Genomic DNA, 14,882 nt, shown 5'->3' with positions numbered 1-14,882 from the left:
TTCTGATTGTTACTGTGTATTCACGGAACCTAGAAGCTAAATTTATCTAGTTTAATCGTACTTTCAGTGTAATTTCTCAACCGTATTCCTTAATAAATATGTTACATAATGTATAAGAGCTTTTGCAGAGAGACGACCGATGTTTAAGAAAATAAATTTTTCTTAGAGTAATTTATCAAATTATATCGTTCAATTACTGTAAAAAGCCTGAATTTGTTTTTAAGAATAAGAACTAATAATTGACTAAACTTATTCAAGGATTTTGCCAACAATATTTTTCATAATTGATTTTTATGACACAAAACAAAATTGAGAATATGGTAGGGCAAAAAGTAGAATTAGACAATTATATTGGACAACTTTTAAATAATCGATATTTAATCAGAGATTTGATTGGTAAAGGAGGGATGGGTAGAGTTTACTTAGCAGAAGATACTGCTAAAGCTGGGATGGCGATCGCTATCAAAATTCTATCACTTAGTCTATCCAACCAGCACATGTCTCAACGGTTTGCCAGAGAGATTTTTATTGGCGCTCAATTAGGTCGTAAAAGTAAACATATTGTTCGGATTTTAAGTTACGGTGTCACTGAGGATAAAATTCCCTTTTATGTAATGGAATATCTCCAAGGTAAAAACCTCAAACAAATTCTCAAAGTTAAGCCTTTAACAATATCGCAGTTTTTAGATCTCTCTACTGAAATTTGTTTGGGTTTACAATGTGCCCACCAAGGTATTAGCCTCAAAGGAGAAATTTATCCCATTGTTCACAGAGATATCAAACCAGAAAACATATTTCTCAGTCAAGATACTAAACACGGAGAAATTGTCAAAATTCTCGATTTTGGTATCGCCAAGTTTTTAACAGAGCGAAGTGGGATGACCCTGACAGATTCTTTTATTGGCAGTTTGCCTTATTGTTCTCCAGAACACATGGAAGGACGCAAACTGTTGGATGTACGCTCTGATATTTACAGTTTGGGAGTATTAATGTTTGAAATGTTGACAGGTAAACATCCATTTCAGACAAAAAGTAACTCCTTTGGTAGTTGGTATCAAGCACATCGTTTTCAAATGCCGCCTACAGTTGAAGAAGTAAATCCCCAAGTAAAAATACCCCAGGGATTACAAAAAATATTAATGAGTTGTTTAGCAAAAGAAGTAAGCGATCGTCCCCAAAATATCAACCAGATTTTAGATGAATTAGCAAAGGTAAATAGTCAGCTTGAGGATACTAGTTATACTCCGAAAAATAATGTTGCAATCCCATCAGATATGCAATTAGTTCCCGCAACATTATTATCCGAAAAAGAATGTTTGCAGAAAAATTGGCCTAAAAACAAACCAGTTGCACCAATTGGATTTCCGCATTTATTACATACTCCTCAAAGACCTATACCAACCTTTTGGGCTATGTTGCCAAAACAAGAGATTGTAAAATTTTTGGATAAAGTACATAGTACAGAATTTATTACTAAAATGAATGTATACCCAATGTTGTTATGGGTAACAGTGCTGTACGATGCCGAACCTTCTCTTACCAAATGGCTACCTTATTTTTTAGATTTGAAAGATAGCAAAGGACAGAATATAGCACGTAGCTTAGCAGAAGTAGGTTATTATCATCTACTATTTTTTCCTTTAGAAGATCCCAATCGTTGCTCTCATGTCACAACTTTAAGTCTCACAGCTAACCAACGTCAGCAAATTATAGATTCGTTAAATATGAATCAAGAATTAAATGAATCAATCTTGTCTCAAGAAGCAAAAAATATTTTGAAGATAGAATATGAAAAGCTCAAATTAGACATTTTACGCAAGTTAGTGGCAGAACAAAAAGCTGAAAAAGAAAATTTAAAAAACAGATTAGCTAAGTTTTGGGAAATGATTTTTAAATTTCTATCAATTCGTTAAAATTTCACTATATTCTCAACATTAGCTAACAAAATTTCTCTTTTGGTATTACGAACTGTAAATAGACTAAGGAGCAGAGGTTATTAAAGTGAATCAAAGCCCATTTGCATCTACAAGTAGTAAGGGCTTGCTTGCCAATCGTTATCAACTCAAGCAATTAATTGGCAGCGGTGGCATGGGGGAAGTTTTTTTAGCAAATGATATTTTGTTAGGCGGAACACCAGTTGCCATCAAATTTTTGACTCAGACTGTTGTTGATAGCAAAATGCAACAAGACTTCGCTCGTGAAGCTTTAATGAGTGCAGCTTTAAGTCAAAAAAGTGTACATATCGTGCGGGCGTATGATTATGGCGTTAGTGAAAAAGGAAAACCCTACTACGTCATGGAATATCTATTTGGGAAAAGTTTAAAGGATTTAATTCCGCTATCTTTACCGATGTTTTTAACTATTTTCCGACAAATTTGTTTGGGTTTACAGTGTGCCCATCAAGGTATTAATATTGACGGCAAAATTTGTCCATTAGTTCATAGAGATATCAAACCTGCAAATATATTAGTTATCCCCGATCCAATATTGGGTCACTTAGTTAAAATTTTAGATTTTGGTATAGCTAAATTTTTAAATTATGCATCAACAGCTAGTACAAGTACAGGTTTTAATGGAACTTTGCCCTATTGTTCTCCAGAACAGCTAGATGGGGAAAAATTAGATGGTCGGTCAGATATTTATAGCCTGGGTGTAATGATGTTTGAAATGCTCACAGGCAAAAAACCTTGGGAACCGGAAACTGATTTTTTTGGTGCTTGGTATAAAGCACATCACTTTGAACCACCAAGGGCGATCGCAGATGTAAAACCCAATTTAAAATTACCTCAAAAACTCAATAATTTAATCATGGCTTGTCTTGCTAAAAAAGCAAGCGATCGCCCACAAAATATTGCTCAAATTTTGCAAGTTCTCAACAGCATAGAACAATCTAATTGTCCTACTTTACCTACAACTTTAGCCTCTAGATCTATCCTTAGCCGTCCCTTAGATTCTGGCTTAACAATCCCATTAGAACAAACCTGTCGCCAACTTTCCTGGCCTGAGAACAAACCAATTCAAGAAATTGTTTTTCCCCAGCTTGTAGATACCGGACACAAATCTGTAGCAGCACTCTGGTTAATGTTGTCTAAGCAAGAAATCAAAAACTATGCTCTCTCTACTCGATACAATCAATTTATTTTCATCACATCCCCCCACCCAATGCTGTTATGGGTGACTGTACTCTATCATCGGGAACTAGCCCCTAAGTGGCTACCTTGCTACCTAGATATGCAAAATCCGCAAAATCTTAAACTAGTGAGTTTCCTAGCTGAAAATGAACGCTACCCGTTGATTTTCTTTACTCTGGAAGCACCACATTCCTGTGCTAATGTTCTCAGTAGTCGTATTGACCCAACTCAGCGCCAAATGTTAAAAACTTGGGTGGAACAGAGTTATAACCTACCAGCCACTTCTCAACCCCACTTAAGTAAACAGCTATTAAAGCACCAGTATAAACAAATGCAATCACGGATATTACAGCACTTGGAATCAAAGCCCCAGGTTGTATTATCAGGCTCTATCTAAACTACTTGGAGGTAGTGGGGAGATGGGGAGACAAATCAATTCAAAATTCAAGAACTTCTGCCTCCTGCCTCCTGCCTTCTGCCTCCTGCCTCCTGCCTTCTGCCTCCTGCCTCCTGCCTCCTGCCTCCTGCCTTCTGCCTCCTGCCTCCTGCCTCTTGCCTTCTGCCTTCTGCCTTCTGCCTCCTGCCTTCTGCCTCCTGCCTTCTGCCTCCAATGCCCAATGACGCCACTTGCTTGTCCTGTGGTCGCCGCTACGCGAACAAGTCGGCAGAGACGCCCAACGCAGTGGTTCCCCAATGCCCACAAAAAATTTTTAATTTCCAACCCGAAAACACTTGACAGATAGAAAAAAAATAGTGATAATAGGAAAGTTGAAAATCAAGGGACTGTAGTTCAATTGGTTAGAGCACCGCCCTGTCACGGCGGAAGTTGCGGGTTCGAGCCCCGTCAGTCCCGTTCTAGAATCAAAATTAGTGAGTGTTAAGTCTAAATATCAAAGGAATGTAACTGAGTTACCTGGTATTCATAGACTCAGTAACAGACCCAAGAAATCGTATCTTTATGGACTCAGGGCTTAGAGTTTAAATATAAGGTACATTTATTCATGCTTTGTAAAAGAGAGAATTAACTGTGACTGTCAGAGTACGTCTTGCACCCAGTCCTACTGGAAGTTTACATATTGGTACAGCTAGAACGGGTGTATTTAACTGGTTATTTGCCCGCCACCACGGCGGGAAGTTTATTTTGAGAATAGAAGACACAGACCTAGAGCGATCGCGTCCCGAATACACTGAAAATATCCTCCAAGGACTGCGTTGGCTAGGACTGAACTGGGATGAAGGACCATTTTTTCAATCCCAACGCTTGGATCTTTATAAACAAGCAGTACAACAACTGCTAGATCGAGGCTTAGCCTATCGCTGCTACACCACCCCCGAAGAACTAGAGGCTTTGCGAGAAGCCCAAAAAGCTAGAGGCGAAGCTCCCCGCTATGACAACCGTCACCGCAACCTCACCCCAGAACAACGCGCCGCTTTTGAAGCAGAAGGTCGTTCTTCTGTCATTCGCTTCAAAATCGAAGACGATCGCGAAATTGTATGGAACGATTTAGTCAGGGGAAAAATGTCTTGGCGAGGTAGCGATTTAGGTGGCGATATGGTCATCGCCCGCGCTTCAGAAGAGGGTAGCGGTCAACCTTTATACAACTTCGTAGTTGTAGTGGATGACATCGATATGCAAATCACCCATGTCATTCGCGGAGAAGACCACATCGCCAACACTGCCAAACAAATTCTGCTGTATGAAGCTTTCGGAGCAAAAATTCCAGAGTTTGCCCACGCACCGCTGATTTTAAACAAGGAAGGGCGTAAGCTTTCCAAGCGGGATGGAGTAACTTCCATTTCTGACTTTCAGCAAATGGGCTTTACCGCTGAAGGCTTGGTGAATTACATGACATTACTTGGTTGGTCGCCCCCAGACTCAACTCAAGAAATATTTACCTTAGAAGCAGCAGCCAAGGAATTTGGCTTTGAGCGGGTTAATAAAGCAGGTGCAAAATTTGACTGGGACAAACTCGATTGGTTGAACAGTCAGTATATCCACAATACGCCTGTAGATAAGCTCACAGATTTACTCATACCCTATTGGGAAGCAGCTGGGTATAAATTTGATGGTGGACGAGATCGCCCCTGGTTAGAACAGCTAGTAACTTTAATTAGCCAAAGCTTGACTCGACTGGTAGATGCTGTAGCTATGAGTCAACTGTTTTTCAGCGACACAGTTGAATTTAGCGACGAAGGGAATGCACAACTCAAGCAAGAAGGTTCTGCTGCTGTCCTAGAGGGGATTGTCACAGCTTTGCAAAATCAGCCACAACTCTCGGAAGAATCAGCCCAGGACATTATTAAACAAGTGGTTAAAGAGCAAAAAGTCAAAAAAGGCTTAGTCATGCGATCGCTCAGAGCAGCTTTAACTGGAGATGTTCATGGCCCTGACCTCATCCAATCTTGGTTACTCCTCAATCAGATTGGTTTAGATCGGCCGCGCTTAACTAGAGCAATAACTGAGAGTAGGGAGTAGCGGGAGATGGGGGAGAAGCAGGAGTGAGGGATGGGGAGACGCGGGGACGCGGGGATGAAGAGATGAGGGAGATGACGGAGTGTGGGGAGTGTGGGGAGAAAGAGAATTTATGCTTCCTCTTCTTCCTCCCACACCTCCCACACCTCTTCTCCATGCCCCATGCCCAATGCTCAATGCCCCATTCGTTTTTGTAGTCAATTCTCCTCATATTGGGAACTTGGTATGTAAAATTCATGTCTTCAAAAACACTTAGAAGCAAACCTAATTACAATGCCAAGAAAAGCGCTCAATAGAGGGATGAGATTATCGTTAATGATAGTTACGCTTTTCATCACTTCAGCTAATGTCATAGCTGATGCCCAAGAAGCGCCAACGATATTTGGAGATCTCACCATTGGGCCACAGTTTTCCCCAGACCCATTGACAGTTCGCGGGATGAGTGGTGGCTCAATATCTGGAAATCAAGTAGCTGGTAGAACTGAAACAGCCACTGGCCCTTGTACTGGATTTGTTGATGAAACACCAGACCACACATTAGTATTAACAAGTAAATTTGATTACCTAAAGCTACAAGTCCAAAGTCCTGAGGACACCACCATGATTGTTAAGGGACCCGGTGGTAGTTGGTGCAATGACGATTTTAATGGTAAAAATGCCGGCATTGTTGGTGAATGGCTGGCTGGAACTTACCAAATTTGGGTTGGTTCCTACGACGAAGGCAAGTATCTTCCTTACACTCTACAAATTACAGAAGTTAAGTAGGGGACTGGGGATTCGGGACTGGGGATTTGGGTATTGGGTATTAGGTACTAAGAAAATATTTCTAATATATTTATTTCCTAGTCCCCAGTCACCAGTCCCTACTCCCTTTGTCCCCAATCCCCTTTCTGTTTCTTTTCTCGTGCGATATTGTATTAAAATTAAGTTAACTTTAATTAAGATTCTTATTGACATGGCCATAATAGTTTAAGGCTTCTATGGCAGTGCATATAAGAAATCAAATTAAACAAAATGGATTTATGAACATCCGTTTAACGGCTCAAAGTGACAGAATAATAGACCTTCTGTTGCTAAGGCTAATGAGTTGTATAAACATCTAGAGGCAAATTCACATGAAATTTTCCTGGAAAGTCCTGGTTCTCTGGACGTTGCCAGCTTTGGTAATTGGCTTTTTCTTCTGGCAAGGAGCTTTCGCAGGTGCGCCTGCGGATATGAGTAAAAATGCAGCCAATACCCGGATGACCTATGGTCGCTTCCTAGAATATTTGGATGCCGATCGCGTCACCAGTGTAGATCTTTACGAAGGCGGTAGAACGGCAATTTTAGAAGCCCGCGATCCAGATCTGGAAAATCACATCCAAAGGTGGCGCGTGGATCTGCCTGTTAATGCCCCTGAGTTAATAACTAAGCTTAAAGAAAAGGGAATTAGTTTTGATGCTCACCCCATGCGAAATGATGGCGCAATTTGGGGATTATTGGGCAATCTGGTGTTTCCAGTTTTATTGATTACTGGATTATTCTTTTTGTTCCGGCGTTCTAGCAACCTTCCCGGCGGCCCAGGTCAAGCAATGAACTTCGGCAAATCCCGCGCCCGCTTCCAAATGGAGGCAAAAACCGGAGTCAAATTTGACGATGTAGCCGGGATTGAAGAAGCGAAAGAAGAATTGCAAGAAGTTGTCACCTTCCTCAAACAGCCAGAAAGATTTACTGCTGTGGGCGCACGCATTCCTAAGGGAGTGCTGTTAGTTGGGCCTCCTGGAACTGGTAAAACTTTACTAGCAAAAGCGATCGCAGGGGAAGCAGGCGTACCTTTCTTCAGCATTTCTGGTTCGGAATTCGTCGAAATGTTCGTTGGTGTAGGTGCATCCCGCGTCCGCGATTTATTCAAGAAAGCCAAAGACAATGCCCCCTGTATCATCTTCATTGATGAAATCGACGCTGTAGGCAGACAACGGGGTGCTGGTATCGGTGGCGGTAACGACGAAAGAGAGCAAACTCTCAACCAACTGCTTACCGAAATGGATGGGTTTGAAGGTAACACAGGCATCATTATTATTGCTGCCACCAACCGTCCTGACGTATTAGACTCAGCATTGTTGCGTCCTGGTCGCTTTGACCGCCAAGTAACAGTAGATGCACCCGATATCAAAGGGCGTTTGGAAATCTTACAAGTCCACGCGCGGAACAAGAAACTAGACCCTAGCGTATCCTTAGAAGCGATCGCTCGTCGCACTCCTGGGTTCACCGGTGCTGATTTAGCCAACTTACTCAACGAAGCGGCAATTCTCACTGCTAGAAGACGCAAAGAAGCTATCACCCTCCGCGAAATTGATGATGCAGTGGATCGGGTAGTTGCTGGGATGGAAGGTACTCCTTTGGTAGACAGCAAGAGCAAGCGCTTAATTGCCTACCATGAAATTGGACATGCCTTGGTGGGGACTTTGTTAAAAGACCACGACCCAGTGCAGAAAGTTACCTTAATTCCACGCGGACAAGCACAAGGTTTAACCTGGTTTACTCCCAACGAAGAACAAGGATTGATTTCTCGTTCTCAGTTGAAAGCTAGGATTACTGGTGCTTTGGGTGGCCGCGCTGCTGAAGAAGTAATTTTTGGCCCTGCCGAAGTAACTACCGGTGCTGGTGGAGATTTGCAACAGTTGTCAGGAATGGCACGGCAAATGGTAACCCGGTTCGGGATGTCCGATTTAGGCCCATTGTCCTTGGAAAGCCAACAGGGAGAAGTTTTCTTGGGTCGTGACTGGACAACCAGATCGGAGTATTCTGAATCCATCGCCTCTCGCATTGATGGACAAGTAAGAGCGATCGTTGAAGATTGCTATCAAACTGCTAAGAAAATCATCCGCGACCATCGCACAGTCACCGATCGCTTAGTAGATTTGCTCATTGAAAAGGAAACCATTGACGGCGAAGAATTTCGTCAGATTGTGGCTGAGTACGCTGAAGTGCCAGAGAAACAACAGTACGTACCACAACTTTAAATAATTTATTTCTGGGCTAATGCCTGGAAATGAAAAAACAACAAAAAATAAAATGGGGATGGTGCTGACTATCCTCATTTTTTATTGCTAAATTATTCTTGAAACTACAAAACTGCTGTCTCAACTTTTAAAGTGCCTACTGTTTGAGAAACTACAGTACCTTCTGATTGTGTAGTTCTATTTATAAAGAAAGTCAGTCCCCTATAAATCAATTTATTAGCCGGTTGTGATAAAGGAATTTCGGTTGATTGAGCATTGCGATCGATACGATAAGTGACCCCACGGAACATCAAGTCATAAGCTATTTTTGACTGAGGAGCGGGCTGAAATGGTTGTTTTGGTTCTTGGCTGGGGTTGTATTGGTAGCTCAGACCGCGATAGTAAAGTTTCATATTTCTGTCTCTAAAATACTCTTGATGGTTTTATCAGACGCTAATTAGAGACTTATGCAAGCTTGCACGAAGTTTACATTTATTAACTTTATAAGGAGCCGTTAACTATTAACTGATGGTTATTAACTGTCAACCGTCAATCTGAAATCACACTGATTTTCTGGAAGCGGGCGTCTAAGTACCTGGCCAATACTGCTCGGTTAAGCATTTTGAACTCGGAATTTGGTTTGGGGAAAAAGGTAAAGGGTAAAGGTTTTTTCTTTCCCCTTTCCCCTTCCCCTTTTCCCCTTAACCGACAAGTATTGAGTACCTGGTGGTATTGAAGAAAGTGACAAACCATTTATTGAGCTATTGGGTATTTCTCAATATGATATGGCTCCTTATCGTGAATAAATTTAAGAACCTGACGTTTAGCATTTAGAATTGACCAACCGTATATCACCTATTTGGCAATATTGGGAAATGCATTCAAGTATTAACAAAAAATCTATAGCTGTTGATTTTTATTGGTTGAAGTTGGACGGCTCAGATTTGGATTTGGCTGGTGGTCAGGGTTACTTTTTACCTAAGCTTGCTCACAAGATAAAAAGAGTAACCATCGAGTAAAGAAGTAAATTATATCAATTAAAAATTATGTTTGCCTCACCCAATTGAATGAAGTAGTAATCTGTAGCCAAGTTTAAGCAATTAACCAAATAAAAATCCGAAACTGAGAACATGGCTATTGTATATAAATATCTACCCATTTTGATTTGCAGCAAATGAATAGTAAAGCTAAATTATTAACTCTTGCCACCTTAACTTTTGCTCTTTCATCTGTGACTGTGGGAACAGTCATAGCACAGACAAAACTTACCAATCAATCTAAATTGTTCACTAATGGTATTGGACAGGTACGAGTTGGAATGACGGTCTCTCAAGCGAGCAAAGCTGCTGGTACTCGGCTAGTTGGCGACCCACCGAATAAATATTGCTACTACGTAAAGCCAGAATGGGAGCCTAAAAATGTTGGGTTCATGGTAACAGAAGGTCGTATTTCTAGGGTGGATGTCTGGAGAGATAGCAAAATTACTACCTTAAAAGGTGCAAAAATTGGTGACACAGAAGCACGGATTAAATCCCTCTATCCAGGGCAAATTAAAGTCACTCCTCATAACTATGTCCAAGGTGGCCACTACCTGACATTTATACCAAAAGACCAATCCGATCAAAATTATCGTGTAGTGTTTGAAACTGATGGCAAGCGTGTGACTCAGTTTCGCTCAGGTAAATTACCGGAGGTTGAATTTGTAGAGGGATGTAGTTGATTTGAGAGATTGTTAATATAGCAGTTGCCAACTAGATTAGGACATAAACCGATCGCAAAACCCGGACATCAAAGGATTTTTAAGCCTGTTGCCTGCTTATATCCATAACTTAGAACTCAAAAAAGGCCGTCATCGACTTTTGCAATTGTGGGAACCACAACCATTTCATTTTGCGACGGTCTTCTTCCAACACACACCACTCTGTAGAAACGTACAAGCTTTGAACGGCAGTTAGTTTATAGTCCTCAATTAATTGTTCCCAATCATAGTCTGATACGCCATTGCGAACGAGACATGCGTAATACTCACGCAATATGGGAATTTCCCATTGCCACCGTAAATCGGAGTCCCACCAATGCACCATCATATATGCAATATCGCTAACTCCTAACCAGGTAGTTAATGACCAGTCAAACGGTTGGCGATCGATCAGATAGGTTTTACCAGTACCATTTAAAGGAAACAGAATATTGCCGGGATTGACATCACCATGAATTAATGTAAAGCCAGATAGATTTTTTGTACGTTTAATCATTTTGGCAGGATGGTACTCAAAGACATCCATAAGTGCTGATGGCCATGAGCCATTAATCTCAGTGCCAACCTCCTCTAACATTGGTAATAATCCAGGTTGCACATGATTTACGTATCGTTCAATTTCCGTTTTGCTGGGAATACTAGCGCCGATAGTTTTTAATTTTTCGGTTCCCCACAAATGTGCATGTAGTCTGGCTAAGGCCTGAGCAACGGCGCATCCGTAGGCAAGTGTTGGCTTGATTTGCCAATTAAGCTGATGAGTTGCAGATAGGTCTTCTAAGAGAAGGTGATAGCGACGAGGATTTTCTGCGTAGGCTGCATGGTAGCAAGTCGGTATCGGTGGATTCGTTAGATTAATATAATCTCGTGTATAATAATCGACTTCAGATGTCCCGAAAATACTACCGTAGCCTCCACACATTTTCAGGAACAGCGATGTTGGTAATGTGCCTGTTGTTTCTAAGCTATACTGAAGCTGGATTTTTGTAATACGGGCATTTGCACTACCTGAAACTGCGATCGCAAAATCTTCGACTCTTCCATTTACGAGTGCTTTGCTGTCGATTAGTACTGAATTTAGCCAATTAAGAGTTATCTGATTAATATCAGTAATTACTTCATCATTCATCTTTATAAATAACTAAAAGTATTGCGACGATGATTGCATCTCAATTGTTTAATCACCGACAAGGAAATGTTATCAGTAAAATTTATGGCGTAGTCACAACAGGAACAGATTGGAAATTTCTCCAACTTTGTGACAATAGTATCTTTATTGATAAAAACGATTACTTTATTGAAGAAATAGACAAAATATTAGGAATTTTAACAACGACTTTAATGGAGTGCCCCAAATTTTAATTTTGGGATCAGAATTCAGAATCCTGAATTCTGAATTCTGACTTCTTTTCTATCTTTCCACTTTATCCACTTCCTTGGGAACTCCCGCAGTTAAGACCTCATGTCCATTAGGTGTAACTAAGACATCATCTTCAATGCGAATACCAATGCCAATCCATCGGGGGTGAGTCTCTGGTTGGTCTTCTGCTAGTTTGGTATCAGGCACAATATAAAGTCCTGGTTCCACTGTCAAAATTTGACCTGGTTGTAAAATCTGTGGTTTATCTTCACCATGCTGGTAAACTCCCACATCATGCACATCCAAACCTAACCAATGACTAGTCCGGTGCATATAATATGGTTTATATTTTTCTTCTTCAATTAATTTGTCAACTTCGCCTTGGAGAATGCCAAGTTCGACTAAACCTTCAGTTATGACGCGCACTGCTGTATCATGAACAGATTTAAAGGAATTACCTGGTTGCACTTGAGCGATCGCTTGTTTTTGCGCCTCCAAAACAATCTCATATAATGTCTTTTGTTCTGTTGTAAATTTACCTCCCACAGGAAATGTGCGGGTAATATCGGAGTTGTAATAACCATAAGCACAACCGGCATCAATTAACAGTAATTCTCCATCCTGCATTTGCCGATTATTCTCAATGTAGTGCAATACGCAAGCATTCACACCGGAAGCCACAATGGAAGGATAAGCCGGGCCCATTCCACCCCGCACTCGAAAGATGCGTTCCATTTCCGCCTGAATTTCATATTCATAACGTCCCGGTGCTGTGATTTCTTGGGCGTGATTGTGTGCTTCAATAGCGATCGCTGCTGCTTGACGCATTAACTCCAACTCGGCTTCGCTTTTGATTAGCCTCATGCTGTGGATAATAGTCCCGGTATCTTCGATGGCTACAGGCCCTGTACCGCGTTTGGGATAAGTTTGTAGTAACCGTTGGTAATGCCCTAAGATTTTGTCATTAAAAGCGCGATCGCGTCCTAAGTGATAATAAATGCGATCGGCTTTTTCTAAATACTGCGGCAACTTTTCATCTAATTCGTTAATCGGGTACGCTTCATCAGCACCATAAATTTCCTTGGCTGCATCTATCCCACAGCGATAACCACTCCATACTTCCTTTTCCCGATCTTTGGGTTGCACAAACAGCACAAACCGATGTTCTGCGTGATGGGGTGCTAACACTGCAACGGCCTGTGGTTCATTAAATCCAGTTAAGTAAAAAAAATCACTATCTTGACGATAAACATACTCAACATCGTTGTGCATGACTGCCATTGGTGCACTGCGAAAAATGGCTGTGCCATTCCCAATTTTTGCCATTAACTGCTCGCGACGTTGCCGATATTCTGTTTGCATAGTTGATTTATTTGTAAACTGTCGTATTATTTTACACTTTTGGCAACCAGAGGAAGCACAGATGATGCTTCTCGCTAGTTGCTAATCTTAGTTATTCTAGCCAATATTTGTTTCCACTCAAGTTATAAAACATAAGCATTGAGAATTGAGAATTGAGAAGATTTTGATACCCAAGGTGAATCAGCGAAAAAATCAATAAGCTATATGGCAATCTATTTGAGTTTTGAAAAAGATCGGTGTTGACTGTTAACAGTTAAAAGTTAACAGCGATTATTAGCAAAACATAACATTAATTTATCTATAAATCATCACATACAAAATAATTTTGCTAACTGTTTATATAGCACTTGAAATTTTTGAATAAATGATTTAAAACCAAAAATATTTTGTTTTTAAAGACTGACATTAAGCAAAAGAAAATAGTTATAAAGAAATATTGAAAGCCTGTTAAATGTTCTTTGATTACAGAAAAGCATTGATTAAAAAAGTTAAAAACAGATAACAACCAATGATAAAAAAACACCATGTTTGGAAAAAGTTCCTCAGACTTGTCTTTGAATACGTCTCAATTGGCATTAGAATCTTTACAAAAATCGCAAGCATTATTAGCATCTGGTCTTGATAATTCAAATACTCTAAAATCTGGTTCATTTTTTGGCAGTAGCAGTTCTTCACAACCACAAGAATCTGCGGTAGTGTCAGCAAATCCCAATCCAAATCCTTACTTAACTAGTGCGGCGATCGTTCCTGATTTCAACGCTGATGGCAAAACAGACAAAGTTTGGGTCAATACTCAAACTGGTGAAATTATCGTTCGCCTGATGGATGGAACAAGAATTGTTGAACAGGGTTCTTTAGGTCAATTTGACCTATCAGCTTATGATTACAAAATTGGTGATTTCAACGCTGATAACAAAACCGACTTCTTATTACGCAATAAGACAACCGGCGAGAACAGCATTGTCTTAATGGACGGAACCAGAGTTGCTAGTGCGGCTGCTCTCACCAACGTTGACCCAGCATGGACTTCTCAAATTGGCGATTTCAATGGCGATCGCAAAACTGATATCTTCTGGCACAATAGCCAAACCGGCGAGAACGCTATCTGGGAGATAGATGGCACAAATGTTGTGAATGCAACTGTTTTAGACACCACTGACCCAGCCTTAACTTCTACCATTGTTGATTTCGATGCCAATGGCAAGAGCGATATCTTCTGGCGCAATCAGACAACTGGCGAGAACAGCGTTTGGTTTATGGATGGTGCTCAAAAGACTGAGTTTAGCCTGCAATCACAAGATCCAGGCTGGACTTATCAAGTTGGCGATTTCAATGGCGACTTAGCCACAGACCTGCTGTGGAGAAACACTCAAACAGGTGAAAGCAAGGTTTGGGTGATGAGAGGCATCGTAGTTACAGAAGGTGCTTTGGGAACACTTGACCCCTCTTGGACTTCTCAAATCGGTGATTTCAACGGTGATGGTAAGACCGATATCTTCTGGCGCAATGGAACCACAGGTGAGAACACAGCTTGGTTGATGGATGGTACAAACATTGCCACTCAAGCCTTCCTACCAAGCAATAGTGCATCTCTCACACCATCCCTTGGCGATTACAACGGTGATGGCAAGACTGACATCTACTGGCGCGATCAGGCGGCAGGTGCAGACAACATTTGGACTATCGATGGCACAACCGCCGTTGAAACTCCCATCGGCGAAGCAGATAGGCTGACCCCAGAGTGGTATACGTTCTAAAACTAGAATTCAGAATTCAGTAGTCAGGAGTAGAGACGCGATTAATCGCGTCTGTACAAAAA

At 41.1% G+C, this 14,882-nt stretch carries 11 protein-coding genes and 1 tRNA gene; 8 read left to right on the top strand and 4 right to left on the bottom strand.

The genetic code is table 11. The features are described 5' to 3' along the window. Positions 1 to 293 precede the first annotated feature (293 nt). The 4 genes from H6H03_RS10500 (at position 294) to gltX (ending at position 5,607) form a co-directional block, all read left to right on the top strand. Entirely contained in the window at positions 294 to 1,913 is a 1,620-nt protein-coding gene (locus H6H03_RS10500; protein WP_242057802.1) for a serine/threonine protein kinase, read from the top strand. Positions 1,914 to 2,001: 88 nt separating this feature from the next. After that, positions 2,002 to 3,528 (top strand): serine/threonine protein kinase, encoded by a 1,527-nt coding sequence (locus H6H03_RS10495; protein ID WP_190955074.1) that lies wholly within the window; start codon positions 2,002 to 2,004, stop codon positions 3,526 to 3,528. Positions 3,529 to 3,910: 382 nt separating this feature from the next. Continuing rightward, positions 3,911 to 3,984 (top strand) — tRNA-Asp (locus tag H6H03_RS10490). Between the two features lie 174 nt (positions 3,985 to 4,158). After that, positions 4,159 to 5,607 carry a glutamate--tRNA ligase gene (gene gltX, locus H6H03_RS10485; RefSeq protein WP_190955073.1) on the top strand — a complete coding sequence of 483 codons (1,449 nt, stop codon included), beginning with the start codon at positions 4,159 to 4,161 and terminating at the stop codon, positions 5,605 to 5,607. Here gltX and H6H03_RS10480 read toward each other — a convergent pair. Next, positions 5,575 to 5,805: a hypothetical protein gene (locus H6H03_RS10480; RefSeq protein WP_190955072.1), complete on the bottom strand. Its 231-nt coding sequence runs from the start codon at positions 5,803 to 5,805 to the stop codon at positions 5,575 to 5,577. The two genes, gltX and H6H03_RS10480, sit on opposite strands and share 33 nt — an antisense overlap. Positions 5,806 to 5,877: 72 nt before the next feature. On the opposite strand from H6H03_RS10480, the gene H6H03_RS10475 reads away from it, so the two are divergent. Further along, positions 5,878 to 6,369, top strand: a complete 492-nt coding sequence (locus tag H6H03_RS10475; protein ID WP_190955071.1) for a hypothetical protein — start codon at positions 5,878 to 5,880, stop codon at positions 6,367 to 6,369. 350 nt (positions 6,370 to 6,719) lie between these two features. Next, the gene (ftsH2, locus tag H6H03_RS10470; RefSeq protein ID WP_190955070.1) at positions 6,720 to 8,606 is read left to right on the top strand and encodes an ATP-dependent zinc metalloprotease FtsH2; all 1,887 of its coding nucleotides are present in this window, start codon (positions 6,720 to 6,722) and stop codon (positions 8,604 to 8,606) included. Positions 8,607 to 8,710: 104 nt separating this feature from the next. Here the strand turns inward: ftsH2 and H6H03_RS10465 are convergent, their stop codons facing one another. Next, the gene (locus H6H03_RS10465) at positions 8,711 to 8,998 is read right to left on the bottom strand and encodes a DUF4278 domain-containing protein (protein WP_190955069.1); all 288 of its coding nucleotides are present in this window, start codon (positions 8,996 to 8,998) and stop codon (positions 8,711 to 8,713) included. A 761-nt stretch (positions 8,999 to 9,759) separates the two neighbouring features. Here H6H03_RS10465 and H6H03_RS10460 point away from each other — a divergent pair. After that, a complete protein-coding gene (locus tag H6H03_RS10460; RefSeq protein WP_190955068.1) occupies positions 9,760 to 10,305 on the top strand; it encodes a hypothetical protein in 546 nt (181 codons plus the stop codon). A gap of 109 nt (positions 10,306 to 10,414) precedes the next feature. Here H6H03_RS10460 and H6H03_RS10455 read toward each other — a convergent pair whose 3' ends face one another. Beyond that, complete coding sequence (locus H6H03_RS10455) at positions 10,415 to 11,470, bottom strand: phosphotransferase (protein ID WP_190955067.1); 1,056 nt, start codon at positions 11,468 to 11,470, stop codon at positions 10,415 to 10,417. Between the two features lie 282 nt (positions 11,471 to 11,752). Next, complete coding sequence (locus tag H6H03_RS10450) at positions 11,753 to 13,063, bottom strand: aminopeptidase P N-terminal domain-containing protein (protein ID WP_190955066.1); 1,311 nt, start codon at positions 13,061 to 13,063, stop codon at positions 11,753 to 11,755. Between the two features lie 524 nt (positions 13,064 to 13,587). Between H6H03_RS10450 and H6H03_RS10445 the strand changes: the two genes are divergently transcribed. Beyond that, on the top strand, positions 13,588 to 14,820 hold the full coding sequence (locus tag H6H03_RS10445) for an FG-GAP repeat domain-containing protein (protein ID WP_190955065.1): 1,233 nt from the start codon (positions 13,588 to 13,590) through the stop codon (positions 14,818 to 14,820). The last annotated feature ends 62 nt before the right edge of the window (positions 14,821 to 14,882 follow it).

Origin of the sequence: Nostoc paludosum FACHB-159 (assembly GCF_014698835.1) — a bacterium.
Classification (GTDB): domain Bacteria; phylum Cyanobacteriota; class Cyanobacteriia; order Cyanobacteriales; family Nostocaceae; genus Nostoc; species Nostoc paludosum.
Note: the sequence above shows the minus strand (reverse complement) of the source record. Positions and strands in the feature narration are given on the sequence as shown.